At 72.3% G+C, this 23,007-nt stretch carries 27 protein-coding genes; 7 read left to right on the forward strand and 20 right to left on the reverse strand.

What is annotated here, in order from left to right; translation table 11 throughout:
• Positions 1–103 precede the first annotated feature (103 nt).
• Entirely contained in the window at positions 104–727 is a 624-nt protein-coding gene (gene def, locus ACSURM_RS15750) for a peptide deformylase (RefSeq protein WP_436955660.1), read from the forward strand.
• A gap of 85 nt (positions 728–812) precedes the next feature.
• Here the strand turns inward: def and ACSURM_RS15755 are convergent, their stop codons facing one another.
• Positions 813–2,105, reverse strand: coding sequence for a geranylgeranyl reductase family protein (locus tag ACSURM_RS15755; protein WP_436955662.1), 1,293 nt, complete (start codon positions 2,103–2,105; stop codon positions 813–815).
• Positions 2,106–2,332: 227 nt separating this feature from the next.
• Here ACSURM_RS15755 and ACSURM_RS15760 point away from each other — a divergent pair, with 227 nt between their 5' ends.
• Positions 2,333–2,650 (forward strand): PASTA domain-containing protein, encoded by a 318-nt coding sequence (locus tag ACSURM_RS15760; RefSeq protein WP_436955664.1) that lies wholly within the window; start codon positions 2,333–2,335, stop codon positions 2,648–2,650.
• On the opposite strand, the gene ACSURM_RS15765 is transcribed toward ACSURM_RS15760, so the two are convergent.
• The 5 genes from ACSURM_RS15765 to ACSURM_RS15785 all read right to left on the reverse strand — a co-directional run bounded on the left by ACSURM_RS15765 (position 2,637) and on the right by ACSURM_RS15785 (position 6,938).
• Positions 2,637–3,350, reverse strand: coding sequence for a demethylmenaquinone methyltransferase (locus tag ACSURM_RS15765; RefSeq protein ID WP_436955666.1), 714 nt, complete (start codon positions 3,348–3,350; stop codon positions 2,637–2,639). The genes ACSURM_RS15760 and ACSURM_RS15765 overlap by 14 nt on opposite strands.
• A gap of 60 nt (positions 3,351–3,410) precedes the next feature.
• Positions 3,411–4,010, reverse strand: a complete 600-nt coding sequence (locus ACSURM_RS15770) for an imidazolonepropionase-like domain-containing protein (protein ID WP_436955668.1) — start codon at positions 4,008–4,010, stop codon at positions 3,411–3,413.
• Positions 4,011–4,035: 25 nt separating this feature from the next.
• A complete protein-coding gene (mqnC, locus tag ACSURM_RS15775) occupies positions 4,036–5,235 on the reverse strand; it encodes a cyclic dehypoxanthinyl futalosine synthase (protein WP_436955669.1) in 1,200 nt (399 codons plus the stop codon).
• Between the two features lie 81 nt (positions 5,236–5,316).
• Positions 5,317–6,066 (reverse strand): prepilin peptidase, encoded by a 750-nt coding sequence (locus ACSURM_RS15780; protein WP_436955671.1) that lies wholly within the window; start codon positions 6,064–6,066, stop codon positions 5,317–5,319.
• A 23-nt stretch (positions 6,067–6,089) separates the two neighbouring features.
• Complete coding sequence (locus ACSURM_RS15785) at positions 6,090–6,938, reverse strand: menaquinone biosynthetic enzyme MqnA/MqnD family protein (RefSeq protein WP_391342197.1); 849 nt, start codon at positions 6,936–6,938, stop codon at positions 6,090–6,092.
• 285 nt (positions 6,939–7,223) lie between these two features.
• Between ACSURM_RS15785 and ACSURM_RS15790 the strand changes: the two genes are divergently transcribed.
• A complete protein-coding gene (locus ACSURM_RS15790; RefSeq protein ID WP_176189615.1) occupies positions 7,224–7,427 on the forward strand; it encodes a cold-shock protein in 204 nt (67 codons plus the stop codon).
• 129 nt (positions 7,428–7,556) lie between these two features.
• Here ACSURM_RS15790 and ACSURM_RS15795 read toward each other — a convergent pair whose 3' ends face one another.
• A complete protein-coding gene (locus ACSURM_RS15795; RefSeq protein WP_436955673.1) occupies positions 7,557–8,123 on the reverse strand; it encodes a helix-turn-helix domain-containing protein in 567 nt (188 codons plus the stop codon).
• Between the two features lie 67 nt (positions 8,124–8,190).
• Here ACSURM_RS15795 and ACSURM_RS15800 point away from each other — a divergent pair, with 67 nt between their 5' ends.
• From ACSURM_RS15800 to ACSURM_RS15810, 3 genes are all read left to right on the forward strand, one after another.
• Complete coding sequence (locus ACSURM_RS15800; protein WP_436955675.1) at positions 8,191–8,904, forward strand: AzlC family ABC transporter permease; 714 nt, start codon at positions 8,191–8,193, stop codon at positions 8,902–8,904.
• On the forward strand, positions 8,901–9,215 hold the full coding sequence (locus ACSURM_RS15805; RefSeq protein ID WP_436955676.1) for an AzlD domain-containing protein: 315 nt from the start codon (positions 8,901–8,903) through the stop codon (positions 9,213–9,215). The genes ACSURM_RS15800 and ACSURM_RS15805 overlap by 4 nt, the downstream gene beginning before the upstream one ends.
• A gap of 106 nt (positions 9,216–9,321) precedes the next feature.
• On the forward strand, positions 9,322–9,951 hold the full coding sequence (locus ACSURM_RS15810; RefSeq protein ID WP_436955678.1) for a class I SAM-dependent methyltransferase: 630 nt from the start codon (positions 9,322–9,324) through the stop codon (positions 9,949–9,951).
• Positions 9,952–10,110: 159 nt separating this feature from the next.
• Here ACSURM_RS15810 and ACSURM_RS15815 read toward each other — a convergent pair whose 3' ends face one another.
• From ACSURM_RS15815 to ACSURM_RS15830, 4 genes are all read right to left on the reverse strand, one after another.
• Positions 10,111–10,992: a LysR family transcriptional regulator gene (locus ACSURM_RS15815; RefSeq protein ID WP_436955680.1), complete on the reverse strand. Its 882-nt coding sequence runs from the start codon at positions 10,990–10,992 to the stop codon at positions 10,111–10,113.
• 194 nt (positions 10,993–11,186) lie between these two features.
• A complete protein-coding gene (locus ACSURM_RS15820; protein ID WP_436955681.1) occupies positions 11,187–11,534 on the reverse strand; it encodes a hypothetical protein in 348 nt (115 codons plus the stop codon).
• Positions 11,531–12,151 carry a DUF6232 family protein gene (locus tag ACSURM_RS15825; RefSeq protein ID WP_436955682.1) on the reverse strand — a complete coding sequence of 207 codons (621 nt, stop codon included), beginning with the start codon at positions 12,149–12,151 and terminating at the stop codon, positions 11,531–11,533. The genes ACSURM_RS15820 and ACSURM_RS15825 overlap by 4 nt, the downstream gene beginning before the upstream one ends.
• Before the next feature lie 62 nt (positions 12,152–12,213).
• Complete coding sequence (locus ACSURM_RS15830) at positions 12,214–14,160, reverse strand: AMP-dependent synthetase/ligase (RefSeq protein ID WP_436955684.1); 1,947 nt, start codon at positions 14,158–14,160, stop codon at positions 12,214–12,216.
• Positions 14,161–14,388: 228 nt separating this feature from the next.
• Between ACSURM_RS15830 and ACSURM_RS15835 the strand changes: the two genes are divergently transcribed.
• On the forward strand, positions 14,389–15,225 hold the full coding sequence (locus ACSURM_RS15835) for a MaoC family dehydratase (RefSeq protein WP_436955686.1): 837 nt from the start codon (positions 14,389–14,391) through the stop codon (positions 15,223–15,225).
• On the opposite strand, the gene ACSURM_RS15840 is transcribed toward ACSURM_RS15835, so the two are convergent.
• From ACSURM_RS15840 to ACSURM_RS15880, 9 genes are all read right to left on the reverse strand, one after another.
• Entirely contained in the window at positions 15,212–15,889 is a 678-nt protein-coding gene (locus tag ACSURM_RS15840; RefSeq protein WP_436955687.1) for a TetR/AcrR family transcriptional regulator, read from the reverse strand. The genes ACSURM_RS15835 and ACSURM_RS15840 overlap by 14 nt on opposite strands.
• A gap of 80 nt (positions 15,890–15,969) precedes the next feature.
• Positions 15,970–16,278 carry a DUF4229 domain-containing protein gene (locus ACSURM_RS15845; protein WP_030778266.1) on the reverse strand — a complete coding sequence of 103 codons (309 nt, stop codon included), beginning with the start codon at positions 16,276–16,278 and terminating at the stop codon, positions 15,970–15,972.
• A gap of 109 nt (positions 16,279–16,387) precedes the next feature.
• Positions 16,388–16,912, reverse strand: coding sequence for an N-acetyltransferase family protein (locus ACSURM_RS15850; RefSeq protein WP_436955689.1), 525 nt, complete (start codon positions 16,910–16,912; stop codon positions 16,388–16,390).
• Between the two features lie 16 nt (positions 16,913–16,928).
• A complete protein-coding gene (locus ACSURM_RS15855; protein WP_436955691.1) occupies positions 16,929–17,585 on the reverse strand; it encodes a UdgX family uracil-DNA binding protein in 657 nt (218 codons plus the stop codon).
• Positions 17,586–18,087: 502 nt separating this feature from the next.
• Complete coding sequence (mqnE, locus tag ACSURM_RS15860) at positions 18,088–19,251, reverse strand: aminofutalosine synthase MqnE (protein WP_436955693.1); 1,164 nt, start codon at positions 19,249–19,251, stop codon at positions 18,088–18,090.
• 38 nt (positions 19,252–19,289) lie between these two features.
• On the reverse strand, positions 19,290–19,745 hold the full coding sequence (locus ACSURM_RS15865) for an Lrp/AsnC family transcriptional regulator (protein WP_189994340.1): 456 nt from the start codon (positions 19,743–19,745) through the stop codon (positions 19,290–19,292).
• 52 nt (positions 19,746–19,797) lie between these two features.
• Positions 19,798–20,460 carry a UbiX family flavin prenyltransferase gene (locus ACSURM_RS15870; protein ID WP_436955695.1) on the reverse strand — a complete coding sequence of 221 codons (663 nt, stop codon included), beginning with the start codon at positions 20,458–20,460 and terminating at the stop codon, positions 19,798–19,800.
• A gap of 113 nt (positions 20,461–20,573) precedes the next feature.
• Complete coding sequence (gene mqnP, locus ACSURM_RS15875) at positions 20,574–21,476, reverse strand: menaquinone biosynthesis prenyltransferase MqnP (RefSeq protein WP_436955697.1); 903 nt, start codon at positions 21,474–21,476, stop codon at positions 20,574–20,576.
• A 79-nt stretch (positions 21,477–21,555) separates the two neighbouring features.
• Positions 21,556–23,007, reverse strand: a complete 1,452-nt coding sequence (locus tag ACSURM_RS15880) for a menaquinone biosynthesis decarboxylase (protein WP_359048854.1) — start codon at positions 23,005–23,007, stop codon at positions 21,556–21,558.

A 23,007-nucleotide genomic window follows, 5' to 3' on the forward strand; every position in this document is an offset into this window, starting at 1 on the left:
CCACAGGGCCGCTGCCCCCGGGCAGCGGCCCTCGCGCGTTCCCTGCCATGCTCTGCTCGGGCCGCCGTCCGGCGGTCCGCGTCCGAGCGAAGGAGGGCACGCGATGCCACGCGTGTTCGTACAGGGAAACCCCGCCGACTACTACCCGCGCTACGCCCCCGAGGCCGGGCGTGGCGCGATGCGGCGCATCACCGAGGTCGGCGAGGAGGTGCTGCACAAGCCGTGCCGGGACGTCACGGAGTTCGGGCCCGACCTCGCCGCGCTCATCGACGACATGTTCCGCACGATGTACGTCGCCGAGGGCGCGGGGCTGGCGGCGAATCAGGTCGGCGTCGGGCTGCGGCTGTTCGTGTACGACTGCCCGGACGACGACGGTGTCCGGCATGTCGGGCACATCGTCAACCCGGTGCTCGAAACGCCCACCGGTGAGCGACGGCTGCTGGACGAGGGCGAGGGCTGCCTGTCGGTGCCCGGCGCCGTGATGGCCGTGCCGCGGCCGGACCGGGCCGTCGTGCGCGGGCAGGACCGGGACGGCCGGCCGGTCGTCGTCGAGGGCACCGGATACTTCGCCCGCTGCCTCGCCCACGAGACCGACCACACCGACGGCCACCTCTACCTGGACCGGCTGTCCAAGCGCGAACGGAAGGACGCGCTGCGGCAGATGACGGACCGCCGGGACGAGGTGTACGCCCGCCGCGCCGCGAAGGAGACCGCCTTCGGCGGCTGACCTCCCGCGCACCACGACGGCGCCGGACGCCCCTCGGCGGGCTCCGGCGCCGTCCGGTTCCGGCGCCGTCCGTCCCGGCCTGCCGTCAGGCCTTCGGGGTCACCCTGGTCAGGCCGTTGATGATGCGGTCCATCGCGTCGCCGCCCGTGGGGTCGGTGAGGTTGGCGAGGAGCTTGAGGGTGAACTTCATCAGCATCGGGTGGGTCAGACCGCGCTGGGCGGCGATCTGCATGACCTTCGGGTTGCCGATGAGCTTCACGAAGGCGCGGCCGAGGGTGTAGTAGCCGCCGTAGGTGTCCTTGAGGACGCGCGGGTAGCGCTGGAGGGCGGTCTCGCGCTGGGCGGGCGTGGCGCGGGCGTGGGCCTGCACGATGACGTCGGCGGCGATCTGGCCGGATTCCATGGCGTAGGCGATGCCCTCGCCGTTGAAGGGGTTCACCAGGCCGCCGGCGTCGCCGACGAGCAGCAGGCCGCGCGTGTAGTGCGGCTGGCGGTTGAAGGCCATGGGGAGGGCGGCGCCGCGGATCGGTCCGGTCATGTTCTCGGGCGTGTAGCCCCAGTCCTCCGGCATCGAGGCGCACCACGCCTTGAGCACCTCCCGCCAGTCCAGCTCCTTGAAGGAGGCGGAGGTGTTCAGCACGCCGAGGCCCACGTTCGAGGTGCCGTCGCCCATGCCGAAGATCCAGCCGTAGCCGGGCAGCAGCCGGTCCTGGGGGCCGCGCCGGTCCCACAGCTCCAGCCAGGACTCCAGGTAGTCGTCGTCGTGGCGGGGGCTCTCGAAGTAGGTCCGGACCGCGATGCCCATCGGGCGGTCCTCGCGGCGGTGCAGGCCCATGGCGAGGGACAGCCGGGTGGAGTTGCCGTCGGCGGCGACGACCAGCGGCGCGCGGAAGGTGACCTCGCGCTTGTCCTCGCCGAGCTTGGCGGTGACACCGGTGATGCGGCCGGTGCGGTCGTCCACGATCGGGCCGCTGACGTTGCAGCGCTCGTACAGCCGCGCCCCCGCCTTCTGGGCGTTGTGGGCGAGCTGCTCGTCGAAGTCGTCGCGCTTGCGGACCAGGCCGTAGTCCGGGAAGGAGGCGAGGTCCGGCCAGTCGAGCTGGAGGCGGACGCCGCCACCGATGATGCGCAGCCCCTTGTTGCGCAGCCAGCCGGCCTCCTCGGAGATGTCGATCCCCATGGCGACGAGCTGCTTGACCGCGCGCGGGGTGAGGCCGTCGCCGCACACCTTCTCGCGGGGGAACTCGGTCTTCTCCAGCAGCAGCACGTCGAGTCCGGCCTTGGCGAGGTGGTACGCGGTCGTGGAGCCGGCCGGCCCCGCGCCCACGACGATCACGTCGGCGGTGTTCTCGGAGAGCGGCTCGGTCACGACGGTCACGGCGGGATCTCCCCAAGGTCGAATGGTGTGTGCCGGCCGGCACGGGACACAGGCAGTCTATTCAGCGCGGTTGGCCGCGCGGCCGAAGGGCCACCCCAGCGGGTGTCACTCTCCGTATTCGACTGTCACGGAAAGACATCGGTGCCTTCCGGGCGGAACGGGCCGGAGCTACCCTGCCATTACCACTGGGGGTGACATCTGTGCACATACCACCCAAGACACCCGAAGTGCGCGTCCCGCGTCTGGTCGGTCTGATGGCCGTGGACGCGCGCGAGACCGCGCGGGCGCGGGGCCTGTCCCTGGACGCGCCGGACCGCCCGGACTTCCACCTCGCCGTCGTGGACTACGTCGTACGCCAGCACCCGCAGCCCGGTACCGAGGTGCCGCGGGACTCGATGGTGTACGTGTGGTTCGACTTCGCGGAGGGCGAGGGCGGCGGGGGCGTGCGCGAGCCGCGCGTGCCGGGGCCGCCGCGCGGGGGGCCGGGGCGGGAGCTGGACCCGCCGCACGACCCGTACGAGGTGGCCGGGATCAGCTCTCCTTGAGGCCCGGGTCCTCCTTGAAGCCCCGGTGCAGTGCCACCACGCCGCCGGTGAGGTTGCGCCAGGCGACCTTCGACCAGCCCGCCTCGCGCAGGCGCGCGGCGAGGCCCGGCTGGTCGGGCCAGGCCCGGATGGACTCGGCGAGGTAGACGTACGCCTCGGGATTCGAGGAGACCGCGCGCGCGGCCGGCGGCAGCGCGCGCATCAGGTACTCGGTGTAGACGGTGCGGAACGGCGCCCAGGTCGGGTGGGAGAACTCGCAGATCACCACGCGTCCGCCGGGGCGGGTGACGCGGTACATCTCGCGCAGGGCCGCGTCGGTGTCCTGGACGTTGCGCAGCCCGAAGGAGATCGTCACCGCGTCGAAGGTGTCGTCCTTGAACGGCAGCCGCGTCGCGTCGCCCGCGGTGAACGGCAGCCAGGTGTGCTTCTTCTTGCCGACCTGGAGCATGCCCAGCGAGAAGTCGCAGGGGACGACGTACGCGCCGGTCCGGGTGAAGGGGAGGGAGGAGGTGGCCGTGCCGGCGGCGAGGTCCAGGACCTTCTGCGCGGGGCGGGCGTCGACGGCCCTCGCCACCTCCCTGCGCCAGCGGCGGTCCTGACCGAGTGACAGCACGTCGTTCGTCAGGTCGTACCGTTCCGCCACGTCGTCGAACATCGAGGCGACTTCGTGCGGCTGCTTGTTCAGGGAGGCGCGGGTCACCCGCCCATTGTTGCAGCCGGTCCGGAGGGCCGAGGCGGCGGCTTGCCGCGTGGGGGACGCCTAGCGGCGGCGGAAGAGCAGGCGGCCCGAGAGGACCGTCGCCACGCACGTCGCTGCCCCCCGTGCCGCCAGTTCCGTCTCGTCCTCGACGTCGAAGACGGCGAAGTGGGCGGCGGAGCCCGGCCGGCGGGGCGGGGCCGCCTCTGGGCGGTGGGCGAAGGGGTCCAGGGACGGGGTACCGGCGGCGGGGGCCGGGCGGGGTACGACGGCGATGCCGGTGCGGCGCACGGCGTCCTGGACCGCGCGCAGGCGCAGCGGCTCGCAGGCCACGGCGACCGTGCCGTACGCCAGCATGCGCTGGACCCCGCGCCGGGCGCTCGCGCCCCAGCGGGCGTCGTCCATGGGGAGCGCGTCGAGCGCGGCGCCGGTCAGCGGCTCGGTGCCGAGGGCGTCGGCCTCCCGCGGGTCCGGGTGGTACGTCCGCTCCAGCAGCTCGTTGCCGTAGGGATTGACGTACCCGGGCGTGAGGATGCCCGGCCAGCGGCGCACGCGCGCGTGCGGGTGCGCGGCGGCCAGTTCCTCCAGGGGCCCCACGGCCTCGATCCGTTCGCCCCGGACGAGGTGGGCGTGGCCCCTGGAGTCCGTGTGCAGCGTCAGCACGGCGGTCCTGGTTCTCCCGGCTCGGCTAGTTCGAGGCGAGCAGCTTCAGCTCGGGGTGGGCGGTGCCGCCCTCGATGGCCGTGGAGGAGATGTGGGAGACCACCCGGTCGTCCACCGGGTCGTTCGCCGGGTCGTCGTGCACGACGAGGTGCTCGTACGTGGTGGCGCGCTGCGCCGGGACGCGGCCCGCCTTGCGGATCAGGTCGATGATCTCCAGGCGGTTGGAGCGGTGCTTGGCGCCGGCCGAGGAGACGACGTTCTCCTCCAGCATGATCGAGCCGAGGTCGTCCGCGCCGTAGTGCAGGGACAGCTGGCCGACCTCCTTGCCCGTGGTGAGCCAGGAGCCCTGGATGTGCCGGACGTTGTCCAGGAAGAGGCGGGCGATGGCGATCATCCGCAGGTACTCGAACAGGGTCGCCTGGGTGCGGCCCTTCAGGTGGTTGTTCTCGGGCTGGTAGGTGTACGGGATGAAGGCGCGGAAGCCGCCCGTGCGGTCCTGTACGTCCCGGATCATCCGCAGGTGCTCGATGCGCTCGGCGTTGGTCTCGCCGGTGCCCATGAGCATGGTCGAGGTGGACTCCACGCCCAGCCGGTGCGCGGTCTCCATGATCTCCAGCCAGCGCTCGCCGCTCTCCTTCAGCGGGGCGATGGCCTTGCGCGGCCGCTCCGGCAGCAGCTCGGCACCGGCGCCGGCGAAGGAGTCCAGGCCCGCCTCGTGGATCCGGGTGATGGCCTCCTCGACCGAGACGCCGCTGATCCGGGCCATGTGCTCGACCTCGGACGCGCCGAGGGAGTGGATCACCAGCTGCGGGAAGGCGTCCTTGATGGCCTTGAAGTGCTTCTCGTAGTACTCGACGCCGTAGTCCGGGTGGTGGCCGCCCTGGAACATGATCTGGGTGCCGCCGAGTTCGACGGTCTCCGCGCAGCGACGCAGGATGTCGTCGAGGTCGCGGGTCCAGCCCTTCGCGGTGTCCTTGGGGGCCGCGTAGAAGGCGCAGAACTTGCACGCCGTGACACACACGTTCGTGTAGTTGATGTTCCGCTCGATGATGTACGTGGCGATGTGCTCGGTGCCCGCGTACATGCGGCGGCGCACGGCGTCGGCGGCGGAGCCGAGGGCGTGCAGAGGGGCGTCACGGTAGAGGGCGAGCGCTTCCTCGGGGGTGATGCGTCCGCCCGCCGCGGCGCGGTCGAGGACGGACTGGAGGTCGGCCTTCTCGGTCACCGGCGTCCCTTTCGCAAGGTTTCGTAAGGGGTTGTGGACGGACGTACGCCAGACTACGCCAGGCGGTTCAGGGGGCCGACGTCAGGCCGCGAACGCCCCGGTCAGCAGCCCGGCGAGGGTGCCGGCGAGCAGGAACGGGCCGAACGGCACGCCGGTCTTGCGCCCGGCGCGCCCGGCGAGGACGAGGGCGCCGCCGTAGAGGGCGCCGAGCAGGAACGCGGCGAAGGTGCCGAGCAGCACGGTGGACCAGCCGTACCAGCCGAGCACGGCACCCGTCCCGGCGGCCAGTTTCACGTCGCCGAAGCCCATGCCGTCCGGGTTGAGGAGGTGCAGCGCGAAGAGGCCGGCGGCGAGGGCGAGGCCGGCCCAGAGGGCGGTGGGCCAATGGCCGGTGTGCTCGGGGAGCAGGGCGGTGACACCGAGCAGCGCGAGGGCGGCGGCGGCGAGCGGCAGGGTCAGCGGGTCGGGCAGCCGGCGCACCCGCAGGTCCACGGCGGCCAGCAGCACCCCGACGGGCGCGAGCAGCAGCCAGACCCCCAGCTCGGGCCGGGTCCCGGTGGCGGCGGCGAGGACGGCGCAGACGAGCGCGGTGACGGTGGCGAGGACGGCGGCCGAGGGGGCTTCCCCGCGGGACCCGCCACCGGACTCCCCGCGGCACTCCCCGCAGCCCGCACCTCCCAGCCAGCCCCGGACCGGGTGGGCGCCGGCCGGGCACCGGTCGCGCCAGGGTGCGCCGGGCGGGGCGGAGAAGCGGTACGCGGCCCGGGGCAGCAGCAGTCCGGTCAGCGCGCCCCACACCCCGGCCGCGAGCGCCAGTGACCCCGTGCTCACCTCGCCCACCTGCCCTCCCCCTCCTACCGCTGGAGCAGTTCCACCCGTACGTCGGCCGGGAAGCCGGTCGTCGGCCCCACCCGGCGGGCGAACTCGGCGACCGCCTCCAACTGGGGGGCGCCGAAGCTGAAGTCGAGGGTGGTGAAGTACCGCTCCAGGGTGGCCTCGTCGAACGCCTCCCAGCGGGCGGCCTGTTCGGCGACCTTGGCGACCTCCTCCAGGGAGAGGTTGCGGGAGTCGAGGAATGCCTCGTGGACCCGGCGGGTGATCTCCGGCTCGCGCTCGGCGTAGTCCCGGCGGGCCGCCCAGACCGCGAAGACGAACGGCAGCCCGGTCCACTCCTTCCAGAGCGCGCCGAGGTCGTGCACCTGGAGGCCGTAGCGGGGTCCGTCCACGAGGTTGGCGCGCAGGGCCGCGTCGCCGATGAGGACGGCGGCCTCGGCCTCCTGCATCATCAGGCTGAGGTCGGGCGGGCAGGTGTAGTAGTCGGGCCGCACCCCGTACCGCTCGGCGAGCAGGAGCTGAGCGAGCCGGACCGAGGTGCGGGAGGTCGAGCCGAGGGCGACCCGGGCGCCGTCCAGCCGGTCGAGCGGCACCTGGGAGACGATCACGCAGGACATCACCGGCCCGTCGCAGCCGACGGCGATGTCCGGGAAGGCGACGAGGTCGTCGGCGTTGCGGAGGAATTCGACGAGGGTGACGGGGCCGATGTCCAGCTCGCCGCGCACCAGCCGCTCGCTGAGCTTCTCCGGGGTGTCCTTGGTCAGCTCGAAGTCGAGAAGCGTGCCGGTTCTCGCGAGCCCCCAGTACAGGGGCAGGCAGTTCAGGAACTGGATGTGGCCGACACGCGGCCGGGTGCGAGAATTGTCCACATCGCGAGACTAGCCCCCGCCCGGTACGGCGGTCGGAGCAGCCCGGCCCCGAACGGCCTAACGAGCGTTCAAACATCCGGGTGAAGTGATCTTGACCTCTATTGCTTTCCGGCGCCTCCGTGCTAGGCTCGCCGCAAGTTGCAGTTTGGTTTCCCTTGCAGTACAGAGCCTGCGGAGCATGTAACCGCGGGCTCTCGTCGTTTTCAGAAGTATGCAGTGATGCGGCACCGTTTCACACTTGCAGGTTCTGGAGCAGGGCAACCCTTTTGAGCCCAAGGAGGGCTTATGGCTACCGGAACCGTTAAGTGGTTCAACGCCGAAAAGGGCTTTGGCTTCATCGCCCAGGAGGGCGGCGGCCCCGACGTCTTCGTTCACTACTCCGCGATCAACGCCACCGGCTTCCGCTCCCTTGAGGAGAACCAGGCGGTGTCCTTCGACGTCACGCAGGGCCCGAAGGGCCCGCAGGCGGAGAACGTCACCCCCGTCTGATTCCCTGCCTGATCGCAGAACCTGAGAGCAGTACCCAAGGAGCCCCACGCCATCCGGCGACGGGGCTCCTGCCTTTTCCCGTTCATTTCCCGTTCAGAAACCACAGCGGCCCCATGGACCCATGGCGTCTCACATGTGCTGCATGACGAGCACGAGCTTCGCCCCGGCCGCGAGCGCCTCATACGAGTGCGGCACATCCGCCCGGTAGGACATGTAGTCCCCCGGCCCCAGTTCCACGGTCTCCCCGCGCGGCCCCGCTTTCACCGCGCCCTCGCTCACCACGAGGTGTTCCACGCTCCCCGGAATATGGGGTTCCGATTCCCGCACGGCACCCGGCTCCAGCCATACGGAATACAGGTCCCGGCGGGCGCCCGGCGGACAGGCGGAGAGCAGGGAGGCCGCGTAACCCGAGCGCTCGGCGCGGACCGCGGGCCCCTGTCCGGCCCGGATCACCCGCACCTGCCACGCGGGCGGCTCGACCAGCGCGCTGAAGGGCACGCCGAGCGCCACCGCGAGCGCCCAGACGGTCTCCAGGCTCGGATTCCCGCTCGCCGCCTCCAGCTGGGACAGCGTCGACTTGGCGACGCCGGCCCGCCTGGCCAGCTCGGACAGGGACAGCCCGACACGGCCGCGCTCCCGCTTCAGGGCGGCGGCGAGCCATTCCAGGGGGAGTCGGACGGGGGTGGCCTCGGACATGTCGTTCACTCCATCACACGAACGTGTGTCTTGACGGACAATGTGCTCAGCGTTCATCGTAGAAAACATGCGTTCGGCACAGCGAACGGGCCCCGGGCCCACGGAAAGCGCCGACGACCGTGCCCTCGTCCGGGACAGCGCGCTCGTCTGGCTGGCCGGCGGCATCGTGGGCCTGTCCTTCGGCGCCGTGGCCGTCGGGGGCGGCCTGCCGCTGTGGGTGCCGGTGCTGATGTCCGTGGTGGTGTACGCGGGAGCGGCCCAGTTCAGCGCGGTCGGCGTGCTGTTCGCCGGGGGCGGCCCGGCCGCCGCCGTGGCCGCCGGGCTGCTGCTCAACACCCGGACGGCCGCCTTCAGCCTGGCCGTGGCCGAGATCATCGGCTCCGGCCGGGTGAGCCGGTTCCTCGGCGCCCACCTGGTCACGGACGAGACGGTCGCCTTCGCCCTCGCCGAGCCGGACCCGGCCCGGCGGCGCCGGGCCTTCTGGATCGTCGGGCTCGGCCTGTACGCGGTGTGGAACCTGGGCGTCCTGGCCGGCGCGCTCGCGGGCGGCGCCCTCGGCGACACAAGGCGCTACGGCCTGGACGCCGCCTTCCCCGCCGTCCTGGCCGCCCTGGTCCTGCCCGCCCTGCGCACGGACGCGACGGTACGCCGCTGTGCCCTGCTCGGCGCCGGGCTCGCCCTGGCGGTCACGCCCGCCGTCCCGGCCGGGGCCCCCATGCTGCTCGCGCTGGCCGGCCTGTTCGCGCACAGACGCCACGGGGCTTCCGGAGCCGCCTTATGAACGCGACCGTCACCGTGATCGTCGCCCTGGCCGTCGGCACGTACGCCTTCCGGCTCGTCGGCCCGGTCCTGCACGGCCGGGTCACCGTGCCGCCGCGGGTGCAGGAGCTGGCGTCGGCGGGCGCGGTGGTCATACTGGTCGCCCTGCTGGCCACGGGCACGCTGACCGAGTCCGGGCGGTTCGCCGGCTGGGCCCGCCCGGCCGGGGTCCTGGTCGGCGCCGTACTGGCCTGGCGCCGGGCCCCGTTCGCCGCGGTGGTGCTGGCCGCCGCCGGGACGACGGCGCTGCTGCGGCTGGCCGGGACCGGTTAGGCCGCGTCCTCCTCCGGACCATCGGCCCGTAGCCCCGCACGTCATATTCCGGCCAACGGCCATCAGGTACGGGGGTTGTCGTCACGGGCCGCTAGGGTCCCTCCCCATGACCGACACCCGTGCCTTCTACGACACCATCGCCGAGGACTACGCCGTCCACTTCCGCGACCAGCTCGCGCACCGGCCCCTGGAGCGGGCCCTGCTCGCGGCGTACGCCGAACAGGTCGGGCCTTCCGGCCTGGTGGCCGACCTCGGCTGCGGCCCCGGTGAGATCACCGCGCACCTCGACGGGCTCGGTCTGTCCGTGTTCGGCCTCGATCTGTCCGAGTCGATGATCACGGTCGCCCGCCGCGGGTACCCCGGGCTGCGGTTCGAGCGGGGCTCGATGCGGGACCTTCCCCTGGCCGACGGTTCGCTGGCCGGGGTGGTCTCCTGGTACTCCAGCATCCACACGCCCGCGGACGAACTCCCCGCCCTTTTCGCCGAGTTCCACCGTGTCCTGTCCCCCGGCGGCCGGCTCCTCCTCGCCTTCCAGACCGGCGACGAACCACTCCACCTGGACCGGCCCTGGGGTCACCCCGTCTCCCTGGACTTCCACCGGCGCCGCCCCGAGCGGATGGCCGAGCTGCTGAGGGGCGCCGGTTTCGCCGTCCGCTCCAGCACGGTGCGGGAGCGGGTGGCCGAGCACGGGGAGTCAGCCCCGCAGGCGTTCCTTCTCGCCCAGAAGGAAGACTGACCAGGTCTTCGGGGTGACGGTGAGGCGGGGGCGAGGAGTTGCTTCGATCCTCCAGCTTCTTCTCGATCACAGACCGGGACTGGATGGGGGTGAGTGCCACTGCGCGCATGACCCCATGGCGGTCGGCGATCTCGCGGACCTTGTGGGCCGAGCTGTCGCTCAGCGCACGGAGGCGACCGTGTCCGCGAAGGCGCGGGCCGGTGGGCTGAGCGCGTCCCAGCGGCGTACGGCCCAGCCGACGGGGAGGGGGCGCAGTCCGGGCAGCGGGATCAGCCGGAGGGGGCCGTCGCCGGGGACGGGCAGGCCGGGTACGGCGGGCACGACCGCCCTGCCGACGCCGAGTTCGGCGAGGAGCAGGGCGGTGTCCCAGTCGGCCACGCTCGGCTCGTAGGCGAACCGGACTCCCCGTTCCGCGCAGGCCGCTTCCAGGTGGGCGGCGGAGGCGGAGTTGGGCGGGAGCCGGATGAGCCGGGTGTCGGCGAGTTCGGCGGGGGCGAGGTGGAGGCGGCCGGACAGGGGGTCGTCGGCCGGCACGGCGAGGAGCCAGGGCAGTTCCACCACGGTCCGCTGCTCGATGCCGCGGACCGGCGGGCCGATGGTGATCCAGGCGAGGTCGAGGGTGCCGTCGGCGAGGGCGTCGAAGCTGCCGCGGCCCGAACTGACCGTGCGGAACTCCAGGTTGACCTTGGGGTGGCTGCGCCGGAAGGTCACGACCGCCTCGGACATGAAGTGCCGTACGGTCGTCGCGCCGGTGGCGACGCGGACGTGGCCGCTGTGGCCGTCGACGAGGTCGCGGAGCTGTCGTACGGCCAGGTCGAGGCCGTTGATGCCCTCGGCCGCCGCCGCCTCCAGTATCCGGCCGGCCCCGGTCGGGACGACCCCGCGCGGGCGGCGCTCCAGCAGGGCGACGCCGGTCTCCCGCTCCAGCCGCTTCACGTGCTGGCTGACGGCGGACTGGGTGCGGCCGAGGTCCCGGGCGACCGAACTGAGGCTGCCCGCGCGGCACACGGCCACGAACACACGGAGGTCGTCCAGAGTCATGAGACCCAAGGTAATGCTTGGGTCTGGGAAGAAAACCCCAGGATTGACTGGGTGTTGGCGTCGTACGAGGATCGTTCCCGGGCCGCGACCGACCCAGGCGGCAACCCTGCTCCCCGCCCCGCCGAGTCCGGACGACGCGGGATGTGCGGGGAGCGGGTGCCGACCCCCTCGGTCAGCCAGTGCCGACCGCTCGGTCAGCCCTGGCCCAGCAGCGCGATCAGGCGCCCCACCGCGGTCACGACGGGCTCGCCGACCGCGCCGACGGCGGCGGCGATCTGGGCGACGGACGCCAGGACCAGACCGCGCTCGCGCAGCGCGGCACGGTCCGGGGTCAGCGCGGGCAGGGCCTCCTCGACGGTCCGGTCCTGCTCCGGGGTGAGGTGGCGGCGCAGTTCCGCGAGGCCGCGGGTCAGTTCCTCGACGGCGGCGCGGAGTTCGGGATCTCCGGCACCGCCGCCGACCGTGCCGTAGTTGAAGCCGACGTTGCCCTGGCCGCCGTTGATGTTGGCGACCTGCCCGTAGTAGTTCGTCGTGTCGCTCACAGCTTGAACCCCGTGTTCCCGTGGCCGCCGTTGAGGTTGGCGACCGGCCCGTAGTTGTTGGTGTTGTACTGGTGCACGACGGCGGTGAACTCGGCCTCGGGATGGTCGATGGCGTAGGCGATCCGGTCCGCGATCTGCCGCAGTTCCTCCAGGTTCGGCAGGGTCACCACCAGCGCGGTGCCGCTGGCCACCTGCACGGACAGCACCGGCTTCGGCGGGGCGAAGAGGTCCTTGAGGGGGACGATCAGCGCCGCGAGGCAGAGGACGACCAGGAGCGCGGGGTTGCCGGCGTCCCCGCCGCCCCCGTTGTCCATGGTGTTGACCGCGACGTAGGCCAGGTAGACCAGGAGGGCGCCGACCAGCCACTTCAGGCACCGGACGAGCGCCGCGAGCCGGCTGGGCCGGTACAGGTAGGCGTCGACCATCGTGATGTTGTGCAAAGGGAAGGCCGCCGAGCCCGCCCACAGCATGCGGCGGCTGACCCGGAGGACGAGGACATCGCCCGTCTGCCCGGTCTGCGGCGCGGAGGCCGGCGGTGGTGGCGCGGACGGCGGGGCGGGCGGAGGCCCGGGCGGGCGTCCGGGCGGTGGCGCGCCGGTGCCGTTCGTGTGGTTCATGTACTCCCCCGATGTATCTGCGTCCCGGCAGGGTACGGCCTGCTCCAGGCGCTCGTACAGCGCTATTCCGCGCGCTCGTACAGGCTTTCGACCTGCGCCGCGAAGTCCTCCAGGACGCGGTCCCGGCGGAGTTTCATCGACGGGGTCAGATGGCCGGACGCCTCGGTGAAGTCCGTCGGCAGGACGGCGAAGCGGCGGATCGACTCGGGGCGGGAGACCAGCTTGTTCGCCTCGTCCACCGCGCGCTGGAGGACGGCCTTCAGCTCCTCGTCCCCGATGAGGAGTTCCGGCGGCACCGGGTGCTTGCCGAGCATCTGGCGCCAGTGGGTGATGCCGTCGGGGTCGAGGGTGATGAGCGCGCCGACGTAGGGGCGGCCGTCGCCCACCAGCATCACCTGGGAGATCAGCGGGTGCTGGCGCAGCCAGTTCTCCAGCGGGGCCGGGGCCACCGACTTGCCGCCCGCCGTGATCAGCAGCTCCTTCTTGCGGCCGGTGATGGTCAGGTACCCCTCGTCGTCCAGCGTGCCGAGGTCGCCGGTCGGCAGCCAGCCGTCGCGGGTCGCGGGGACCACCCCGCCCGCCTGGGCGTCCCAGTAGCCGCGCAGCACGTGGTCGCCGGCGACGAGGATCTCGCCGTCCGCCGCGATCCGCACCCGGGTGCCGGGCAGCGGCCAGCCCACCGTGCCCAGCCGGGGCTTGAGCGGCGGGGTGACCGTGGACGCGCCGGTGGTCTCGGTCAGGCCGTAGCCCTCGAAGATCTCGATGCCCGCGCCCGCGTAGAACGCGGCGAGGCGCCGGCCGAGCGGGGAGCCGCCGCAGATCGCGTACCGGACGCGGCCGCCCATGGCGGTGCGGATGCGGCGGTAGACCAACGGGTCGTAGAAGGCGCGCTGGGTCTTCAGGGCGCGGCTCGGGCCGGCGCCGGTGCCGGTCTGGCGGGCCTCCAGCGCCTCGCCGTAGCGCCGGGCCACGGCCGCCGCCCGGTCGAACACCGCCGTCCGGCCGCCGGCTTCCGCGTTGGCCCGCGCGGAGTTGTACACCTTCTCCAGCATGTAGGGGATCGTCAGCAGCGCGGTGGGCCGGAAGGCGGCGAGGTCCGGCAGCAGGTCCTCGGGGGCCAGGCTGGGCGCGTGGCCGAGGCGGACCCGGGCGCGGACGCAGGCGATGGCCACCATCCGGCCGAAGACATGGGACATGGGCAGGAAGAGCAGCACCGACGGATCGTGGTCCCGCGCCTTGAACACCGGGTGGAGGAGTTCGATGGCGTTGTCCACCTCGGCGAAGAAGTTGCCGTGCGTCAGGGCGCAGCCCTTGGGGCGGCCGGTGGTCCCGGAGGTGTAGATCAGGGTGGCGAGCGTGTCGGGCACGAGCATGCCCCGGCGCACGGCCACCTCCCCGTCCGGCACCGCCGCGCCCGCGTCGGCGAGCCGGGCCACGTGCTCCTTCTCCATCACCCAGACATGGCGCAGGTCGGGCAGGTGCGGGAGTTCGGGGCCGATCGCGGCGGCCTGGGCGGAGGTCTCCGTGATCAGGGCGACCGCGCCGGAGTCGTGCAGGATCCAGCGGGTCTGGTAGGCGGACGCGGTCGGGTACACCGGCACGGTGACCAGTCCGGCCGCCCACGCGGCGAAGTCCAGCAGGGTCCACTCGTAGGTCGTACGGGCCATGATCGCGATCCGGTCGCCGGGCAGCAGGCCCTCGGCGATCAGTCCCTTGGCCACCGCCTGCACCTCGGCGGCGAACCGCGCGGCCGTCAGGTCCGTCCAGCGGCCACCGGGCAGCTTGCGGCCGATGACGACCGCGTCGGGGGCCGACTCCGCGTTGTCGTACGGCAGTTCGGCGAGGGAGCCGTGGGTGACCGGGGGCGCGAACGGCGGCACCGACACCTCCCGCACCGCGCCGTCCAGCCGCCGTACGTCGGGCTGCACGAGGACCGGACGGCCGTCGTAGTCGACGGCGGAGACGGGGGCGCCGGAGGAAGCGGGGGCGTTCGGGTACGACGTGGACACGGGCGGCTCCTCCTGCGTGCGTGCACCGGCGGCGGGCCCCGGTGCGGGCGGGGTTACCGCTGGTCAGGCCTGGTGATCGTACGGCTCCTCTGTGAGGGGGTTGTGCGGGTTCCGGGCGGGTCCGGGGCCGGGGATGTGCAGCCTCGGGGGGTGAGCGCCCACCCGGCTTACCTCCGGTAACGTTACTTCGGAGTAGGCAATCCGGAGAGACCGCTGGGGCGTGACCCGATGCACACCGTGACCCTCGCCGCGCCGCCCGCGCTCGGCCCCCTGCTGGCCCGCGGCGCCCTGCGCTCCCCCTTCAAACACCCGGCGCCGGACGCGCCCGTCCCCCGCACCCGGCTCGTGCTGCCCGGCGTACGCGTCGACCTCGCGCGCCTGGCCGCCTACGAACGCGTCTGCGGCTTCCCCACCGGCGAGTCCGCCCTCCCCCTCACCTACCCGCACGTCCTCGGCTTCCCGCTGGCCATGCGGCTGATGAGCGGCCGGGACTTCCCGCTGCCGCTGCTCGGGCTGGTCCACACGTCGGTCGAGATCGAGCGGAGTTCGGCGCTGCCGGCCGACGGCGAGTACGAGCTCTCCGTGTGGGTGGAGGAACTGGCGGCGCGCAGACACGGGACGGAGGCGGTGGTGGCGACGGCCGTACGGTCGCGGGGCGAGGCGGTGTGGTCGTCCCGCAGCGCCTACCTGGCCCGGACCGGGCCGACGCGGCGCCGAGGTCCGGCGGACGACGGGGCGCGGCTGCCCACCCTCGCCGAGTGGCGGCTCGGCGGGGACGTGGGACGGCGCTACGGAGCCGTGTCCGGCGACCGCAACCCCATCCACCTGCACCCGCTCACCGCCCGCCTCTTCGGCTTCCCCCGGGCCATCGCCCACGGCATGTGGACCCTCGCCCGCTGCCTCGCCGCGCACGGCACCCCGGCCGCGACCGCCGTACGGGCCCGGTTCCGGGCGCCGGTGCCGCTGCCCGGGACGGTGGCCTACGGGGCGGACGGCGCGGGGCGGTTCGAACTGCGGGGCGAGGACGGGAGGCTGTGCCTGGCGGGGACGGTCAGGGGGAGCTGAGGGGCGCCGGGCGCCGGTCCCGCTCCGGCGGCGGGGCCCAGACCTTGCCCTCCATGAGGTTGCCCAGGCCCGACCAGGCGAAGTTCATCAAGGTGGACGCCGCCTGGTGCGCCGTCACCTCCGGCGTGCTGTTGGCCCACGCGGCGAGCGACTCCGCCGCCCCGACCAGCGCCTCGGCGAGCCCGGCCACCTCGCGCTCCGGCAGGCCGGGATCCCGGTGCGCCTCCCGTGCCGCCACCGCCACCAGCCGGGTCACGAACGCGACGATCTCCGCGCGCATCGCCGCCGCCTCGGACACGAACGGCTCACCGTGCCTGCGCGCCTGCAGATACAGCACCGACCAGCCGTCCGGATGCTCGGCGGTGTGCGCGAAGAACGCCCGCAGGCCCTCCCACAACTGCTGCTCGGCGGGCAGGTCCTGGCGGACCCCGGCGCGCACGGCCGCCGTGAGCGCGGCGGCCTCCCGGCGGATGCAGGCGGTGAAGAGGTCTTCCTTCGAGTTCAGGTACAGATAGACCAACGGCTTGGACACGCCCGCGAGTTCGGCTATCTCGTCCATCGACGCGGCCATGTACCCGCGTTGCCCGAAGATCCGCACGGCGGCGTCGAGCATCTGCCGCTCGCGCACCGCCCGCGGCATCCGCTTGGTCTTCACGGCACCCATGGGGCAAGCCTAGTTCGGCCGGGTGCCGTACCCGGCCGGGCACGCGTCGGCCGGGAGCCACCCGTCGGCCCGGGCACGCGCTAGCTGGACGCGGTGGCCCCGCCCTGCGCCCGCGCGACGTCGTCGGCGAGGTCCTCCTGGCTGCGGTTGGCCTCCAGGTTGGCCTTCATCCGGTCGACCTTCTTCACGATCCGCACCGAGGCCCGGTCCCGCTCCTTGCGCAGCACCACCCAGCTGATCGGCGCCGACAGGACCAGGGAGAGCAGCAGCACCCACAGGAAGTTGGAGTCACCGAAGCCGCGCGGGAAGATGCCCGAGTAGACGGCTCCCCAGACGATCACGAGGCAGCCCGCGAAGATACCGAGGCGCATCAGCGTGTAGCGGAGCATCTCAATCCACTCGTCCGATTCCAAATAGGGTCATCGTCCAGTAGAGCACGTCCCGGCGGCGATCATGCAAGGGGGTCGCGCAAGGGAGTGGTACGGGCGCCGGGCGCGGTCAGCGCAGCGACAGCAGCATGACGATCTCGTCGCGGTCGTCGCCGGGCCCGACCCGGACGGCGTCCGGGACCCGGCCGACCTCCTTGTAGCCGCAGGAGGCGTAGAACCGCTCCAGGCCGTGCCCGCCCCGGCAGGTCAGCCGGATCGCCTCGACGCCGCCGAGGCCGCGGGCCGCCTCCTCGGCGGCGGCCATCAGGTCGCGGCCGTAGCCCCGGCCCTGGTGGCGGGGGTGGACCATCACCGTGTACAGCCACAGCCAGTGGGTCATCAGCCGGTGGGTGTTGCGGGTGAGGAAGGCGGTCGCGGCCACCCGGCCGGCCTCGTCGTGCCCGACGAGCAGCCGGGTGCGGCCCTCGGCCATCGCCACGAAGTGGCGCACCAGCTCGGGCCGTATCTCCTCGGAGGTCACCGGGGGTACGAAGCCGACGGAACCGCCCGCGTTCGAGACGTCCGTCCACAGGTCGAGGATGCCCTCGCGCAGAGCGGGGGTGATCGCTGGATCCAAGGTGAAGGTAAGAGGCACCAGCGGAGTGTATCTATTACTTAAGGGTGCGCGCGGCCACCTCCAGGTCGGCCACCAGGCCCTGGTACGCGGCCCTGCGGTCGTCGTCCCGCGCCCGCAGCACCGAGGAGGGGTGCACGGTCGGTACGAGGCGTTCGGGACGGCCGTGGATCTCCCGCTCCAGCACCGTGCCGCGTACCTCGCCCACCCGGAACGACGAGCCCAGCAGGGCCTTTCCGGCCGTGGCGCCGAGGACCACGATCAGCTCCGGCTCCACCAGCGCCAGCTCCGCCGCGAGCCAGGGGCCGCAGGCCGTCATCTCCCGCAGGCTCGGCGCCTTGTGGATGCGGCGCTTGCGGGGGTCGGCCCGGGTGAACTTGAAGTGCTTCACCGCGTTCGTCACGTATGCCTCGGCGGGATCGATACCGGCCTCTTCGAGCGCCCGGTCGAGCAGTTTGCCCGCCGGGCCGACGAACGGTTTCCCCTGGCGGTCCTCCTGGTCGCCGGGCTGCTCCCCCACGAGCATGACGCGGGCGTCGGCGCTTCCGACGCCGAAGACCGTCTGGGTGGCGGGGAGGTGGAGGGGGCAACCGCGGCAACCTCCGGCGGCTTGGCGGAGGGTGGGCAGGTCGGCGCCCTCGGGGACGAAGGGGGCCGCGGTGTACGCGTCCTCGGGTGCCTTCGCTGCTGGCATGCCGGGCGAGTACCCCTCGCTTCGGCGGAGAAGCGAGGGGGTCGTGCCTGCCGTCGCCCGGCTGCGGCTGCGTCGTGGCTTGTCGCGCAGTTCCCCGCGCCCCTTGGGTGGGACCAGGCACTGTCGGCGGGGAGGGGCCCCACGTCGAGGCTGGTCGTGCCCGCGCGGCGGAGCCGCATATCGGACACGGCCCCGCGCACCTGGGTGGGACCAGGCGCCGCCGGCTTGCACGGGCCCCACGTCGGGGCTGGTCGCGCCCACGTGGCGGAGCCGCATATCGGACACGGCCCCGCGCACCTGGGTGGGACCAGGCGCCGCCGGCTTGCACGGAGCCCCGCGTCGTGGCCGGTCGTGCCCGGGCGGCGGAGCCGCATGTCCAGCACGGCTCCGCATCCCTTTGGTGGGCCAGGCGCCGTCCGCCGGTAGGGGGCCGCCGCGCTGTGGTCCCCCGTTCAGCCTTTCCGCCTACCGAGTCGGGTGGGTGGGTGGGCAGGACGGTGCGTCAGACGCGCATCGGCTGGGGCTCGTCGCGGCGGGTCGGGTTCGGGCCCTCGTACTCTCGGATGATCTCGTACCGGGTGTTGCGTTCCACGGGGCGGAAGCCGGCGTCGCGGATCAGCTCCAGGAGGTCTTCCCGGGTCAGCTTGTTCGGCGTGCCGTAGTTGTCCGCGTCGTGGGTGATCTTGTACTCGACGACCGAGCCGTCCATGTCGTCCGCGCCGTGCTGGAGGGCCAGCTGGGCGGTCTGCACGCCGTGCATCACCCAGAAGACCTTCACGTGCGGCACGTTGTCGAACAGCAGCCGGGACACCGCGAACGTCTTCAGCGCCTCCGCGCCGGTCGCCATCGAGGTCCGCGCCTGGAGCGTGTTGCGTACCTTGCCGTCCTTCATGTCCACGAAGTCGTGCTGGTAGCGCAGCGGGATGAAGACCTGAAAGCCGTTCGTCTCGTCCTGGAGCTCACGCAGCCGCAGCACGTGGTCGACGCGGTGCCGCGGCTCCTCGATGTGGCCGTACAGCATGGTGCACGGGGTCTTCAGACCCTTCTCGTGCGCCAGCCGGTGGATGCGGGACCAGTCCTCCCAGTGGGTGCGGTGGTCCACGATGTGCTGCCGGACCTCCCAGTCGAAGATCTCCGCGCCGCCACCGGTCAGCGACTCCAGGCCCGCGTCGATCAGCTCGTCCAGGATCTCGGACGCCGACAGGCCGCTGATCGTCTCGAAGTGGTGGATCTCCGTCGCCGTGAACGCCTTCAGCGAGACGTTCGGCAGGGCCGCCTTCAGCTCCCGCAGCGACCGCGGGTAGTACCGCCACGGCAGGTTCGGGTGCAGACCGTTGACGATGTGCAGCTCGGTGAGGTTCTCCGACTCCATCGCCTTGGCGAGCTTGACGGCCTCCTCGATGCGCATCGTGTACGCGTCCTTCTCCCCCGGCTTGCGCTGGAACGAGCAGTAGGCGCAGGACGCGGTGCACACGTTCGTCATGTTGAGGTGACGGTTGACGTTGAAGTGGACCACGTCACCGTTCTTGCGGGTCCGCACCTCGTGGGCGAGGCCGCCGAGCCAGGCCAGGTCGTCCGACTCGTACAGCGCGATGCCGTCCTCGCGGGTCAGCCGCTCCCCGGAGCGGACCTTCTCCTCCAGCTCGCGCTTGAGCCCGACGTCCATGGCAACACCTTTCTACGACAGCCCGACCAACGGTATCCCTACACCTCTTCGGGCAGTTCCCCGACCCGGTTCTCCCACTTCGTGGACAGCACGATCGTGGTACGGGTCCGGGAGACGCCCTTGGTGCCGCTGAGCCGGCGGATGGTCCGCTCCAGCCCGTCCACGTCCGACGCCCGGACCTTGAGCATGTACGAGTCGTCGCCCGCGATGAACCAGCAGTCCTCGATCTCCGGCAGGTCCCGCAGCCGCTGGGCGACGTCCTCGTGGTCGGCCGCGTCGGACAGGGAGATGCCGATCAGCGCGGTGACGCCGAGGCCGAGCGAGGCCGAGTCCACCGTGGCCCGGTAGCCGGTGATGACACCGGCCGCCTCCAGCCGGTTGATGCGGTCGGTGACGCTGGGGCCCGACAGGCCGACCAGGCGCCCCAGCTCCGCGTACGAGGCCCGGCCGTTCTCCCTCAGGGCCTGGATGAGCTGCCTGTCCACCGCGTCCATGCGATCGAAGCCTTCCGGTGAAAGTTCCTGAAGTGATGAGACGTACGTACTGCTACTCGCCCCGGGTGCCGTCCGCCAGGCCGCCGCCCAGGTCTCCTCGCCAGCGCCGGTACAGGCCGTGGGCGACGCCCGCCGCGTCCAGCACCCGGCCGGCCACAAAGTCCACCAGGTCCTGGATGTGGGTGGCGCCCGCGTAGAAGGCGGGCGAGGCCGGGACGACCGAGGCGCCGGCGTCGTCCAGCGTGACGAGGTGGCGCAGCGTCTGGCCGTTCAACGGGGCCTCCCGCACGGCCACCACCAGCGGGCGGCGCTCCTTCAGCGTGACGCTCGCCGCGCGCTGGAGGAGGTCCTTGGACAGGCCGAGCGCCACACCGGCCACGCAGGCGGTGGAGGCGGGCACCACGATCATGCCGCGGGCCGGGTACGAGCCGGAGGACGGTCCGGCCGCGAGGTCGCCCGCCCTCCAGTGGCGGACGCCGCTGACGTCCACGTCGAAGGTCCCGGGCTTGCCGTCGGCGCCGCGGGCCAGCCATTCCGCGAGGTCGTCCTGCCAGTGGGCGTCACGGAAGGGCAGGCCCGTCTCGTCCAGCAGCGTCAGCCGCGAGGCCCGGCTGACCACCAGGTCCACCGCTTCCCCGGCCGCCAGCAACGCCCGCAGCACGGCCGCCGCGTACGGCGTCCCGGAAGCTCCGGACACCCCCACGATCCAAGGCACGCGCTGCGTTTCTCCTGCGTTCACACCTTGAGAGTACCGGCGCGCGCACAGGGGCTCAGGACCGGTGGGGGTCCGGGGCGGGCGGGAGATACCCACCGCGAGGCTTCCGTTTCTCAGACGGTCAGACCGCGCACCAGGAGATCGAGCAGCGCACACACGAACAAGGCGATGCCGATGAATCCGTTGACGGAGAAGAACGCCCTGTTCAAACGGGACAGGTCGTGCGGGCGGACGATCCGGTGCTCGTAGCCGAAGGCCGCCGCGACGATCACCAGGCCCAGCCAGAAGAACGCGCCCGCGTCGGTGGCCAGGGCGTACCAGACGAACAGGGCCGTGGTGACCGTGTGGCAGGCGCGGGCGCCCCAGATCGCGGCCGGGATGCCGAAGCGGGCCGGGACCGATTTCACGCCGATCTCGCGGTCCGTCTCCACGTCCTGGCAGGCGTAGATCAGGTCGAACCCGCCGATCCAGATGCCCACGGCCAGGCCGAGGATCACCGCGTGCCACGACCACTCCCCGCTGATCGCCAGCCAGCCGCCGACCGGGCCCATGGCCTGGGCGAGACCGAGGATGGCCTGCGGGAAGTTGGTGAACCGCTTGCCGTAGGGGTAGACCACCATCGGCACCACGGCCACCGGGGCGAGGGCCAGGCACAGCGGGTTGAGCAGGGCCGCCGCGCCCAGGAAGACCACGAGGGCGACCAGCGCGCCGGTCCAGGCGTGCCGGACCGACATCGCGCCCGTCACCAGTTCCCGGTGCGCGGTGCGCGGGTTACGGGCGTCGATCTCGCGGTCGATGATCCGGTTGACCGCCATCGCGAACGTGCGCAGGCCCACCATGCAGACGGTGACCAGGAGCAGTCGGCCCCAGTGGATGTTCTCGTCCCACTCGTACATCGCCGTCAGGGCGGCGATGTAGGCGAAGGGGAGCGCGAAGACCGAGTGCTCGATCATCACCAGGCGCAGGAACGCCCTGGTCCGGCCCGGCTGGGCGACGGCGGCGGAGGCTGACGTCACAGTCCGTACTCCGGATCGTCCCCGCGGCGGCGGGGGAACCCCGTCTCCGCGCTGCCCCGCACCCTCATGTCGGTGCCTTTCACAGTCCGTACTCCTTCCAGCGCCGGGTCACCCGTTCGGCCGTGTCCGGGTCCGACAGGACCATCTCCGGCCACCCGCCGTCGCGGGTGTAGCCCTCCTCCGGCCACTTCCGCGTGGCGTCGATGCCCGCCTTGCCGCCCCAGAACTGCTGGTAGGAGGCGTGGTCGAGGTGGTCGACGGGGCCTTCCACGACCGTGAGGTCACGGGCGTAGTCGGTGTTGCCGAGGGCCCGCCAGGCGACCTCGTGCAGGTCGTGGACGTCACAGTCGGAGTCCACGACCACGATCAGCTTGGTGAGGGACATCATGTGCGCCCCCCAGACGGCGTGCATCACCTTCTGCGCGTGCTTGGGGTACTTCTTGTCGATCGAGACGATCGCGCAGTTGTGGAAGCCGCCGGCCTCGGGCAGGTGGTAGTCCACGATGTCCGGGACGATGATCTTCAGCAGGGGCAGGAAGAAGCGTTCCGTGGCCCGGCCGAGGGGGCCGTCCTCCGTCGGGGGGCGGCCGACGACGATCGACTGGAGCAGCGGGCGCCGCCGCATGGTCACGCAGTCGATCTTCAGCGCCGGGAACGGCTCCTGCGGGGTGTAGAAGCCGGTGTGGTCGCCGAAGGGGCCCTCGGGCAGCATCTCGCCGGGCTCCAGCCAGCCCTCCAGGACCACCTCGGCGTGGGCGGGCACCTGGAGCGGGACCGTCTTGCAGTCGGTCATCTCGATCCGCTTGCCCGCGAGGAAGCCGGCGAAGAGGTACTCGTCGATGTCGCCGGGCAGGGGGGCCGTGGAGGCGTAGGTCACGGCGGGCGGGCAGCCGAAGGCGATGGCGACCGGGAGGCGCTCGCCCCGGCGCGCGGCCACCTGGTAGTGGTTCCGGCTGTCCTTGTGGATCTGCCAGTGCATGCCGATCGTGCGCTTGTCGTGGCGCTGGAGGCGGTACAGGCCCAGGTTGCGGATGCCGGTCTCGGGGTCCTTGGTGTGGGTCAGGCCGAGGTTGAAGAAGGAGCCGCCGTCCTCGGGCCAGGTGAACAGCGCCGGGAGCCGCTCCAGGTCCACGTCGTCACCCTGGAGGACGACCTCCTGGACCGGCGCCTCCTTGACCTTGCGCGGCGGGACGTGGGCCATCGCGCCCAGCTTCCCGAAGGCCTCGCGGACGCCGACGAAGCCGTGCGGCAGCTCGGGCCGCAGCAGGCCGCCGATCTTGTCGGAGATCTCGTCGTACGACTTCAGGCCCAGTGCCTTCAGCAGCCGGCGGTCGGTGCCGTACACGTTCATGGCGAGGGGCAGGTCCGAGCCGCGCACGTTCTCGAAGAGCAGCGCCGGGCCGCCGGACTTCTGTACCCGGTCGACGATCTCCCCGACCTCCAGATACGGGTCGACCTCGGCCTTGATGCGCTTGAGGTCGCCCTCGCGCTCCAGCGCCCGGAGCAGGGAGCGAAGATCGTCGTAAGCCAT

It is taken from the genome of Streptomyces sp. SudanB182_2057 (assembly GCF_964272715.1).
Taxonomy (GTDB): Bacteria; Actinomycetota; Actinomycetes; order Streptomycetales; family Streptomycetaceae; genus Streptomyces; species Streptomyces rubradiris.

Coding starts and splice junctions, on each gene's coding strand:
- def (WP_436955660.1), top strand. CDS start 104: ATGCCACGCGTGTTCGTACAGGGAAACCCCGCCGACTACTACCCGCGC.
- ACSURM_RS15790 (WP_176189615.1), top strand. CDS start 7,224: ATGGCTACCGGAACCGTTAAGTGGTTCAACGCCGAAAAGGGCTTTGGC.
- ACSURM_RS15795 (WP_436955673.1), bottom strand. CDS start 8,123: ATGTCCGAGGCCACCCCCGTCCGACTCCCCCTGGAATGGCTCGCCGCC.
- ACSURM_RS15800 (WP_436955675.1), top strand. CDS start 8,191: ATGCGTTCGGCACAGCGAACGGGCCCCGGGCCCACGGAAAGCGCCGAC.
- ACSURM_RS15805 (WP_436955676.1), top strand. CDS start 8,901: ATGAACGCGACCGTCACCGTGATCGTCGCCCTGGCCGTCGGCACGTAC.
- ACSURM_RS15810 (WP_436955678.1), top strand. CDS start 9,322: ATGACCGACACCCGTGCCTTCTACGACACCATCGCCGAGGACTACGCC.
- ACSURM_RS15815 (WP_436955680.1), bottom strand. CDS start 10,992: ATGACTCTGGACGACCTCCGTGTGTTCGTGGCCGTGTGCCGCGCGGGC.
- ACSURM_RS15825 (WP_436955682.1), bottom strand. CDS start 12,151: ATGAACCACACGAACGGCACCGGCGCGCCACCGCCCGGACGCCCGCCC.
- ACSURM_RS15835 (WP_436955686.1), top strand. CDS start 14,389: ATGCACACCGTGACCCTCGCCGCGCCGCCCGCGCTCGGCCCCCTGCTG.
- ACSURM_RS15840 (WP_436955687.1), bottom strand. CDS start 15,889: ATGGGTGCCGTGAAGACCAAGCGGATGCCGCGGGCGGTGCGCGAGCGG.
- ACSURM_RS15845 (WP_030778266.1), bottom strand. CDS start 16,278: ATGCTCCGCTACACGCTGATGCGCCTCGGTATCTTCGCGGGCTGCCTC.
- ACSURM_RS15855 (WP_436955691.1), bottom strand. CDS start 17,585: ATGCCAGCAGCGAAGGCACCCGAGGACGCGTACACCGCGGCCCCCTTC.
- mqnE (WP_436955693.1), bottom strand. CDS start 19,251: ATGGACGTCGGGCTCAAGCGCGAGCTGGAGGAGAAGGTCCGCTCCGGG.
- ACSURM_RS15865 (WP_189994340.1), bottom strand. CDS start 19,745: ATGGACGCGGTGGACAGGCAGCTCATCCAGGCCCTGAGGGAGAACGGC.
- ACSURM_RS15880 (WP_359048854.1), bottom strand. CDS start 23,007: ATGGCTTACGACGATCTTCGCTCCCTGCTCCGGGCGCTGGAGCGCGAG.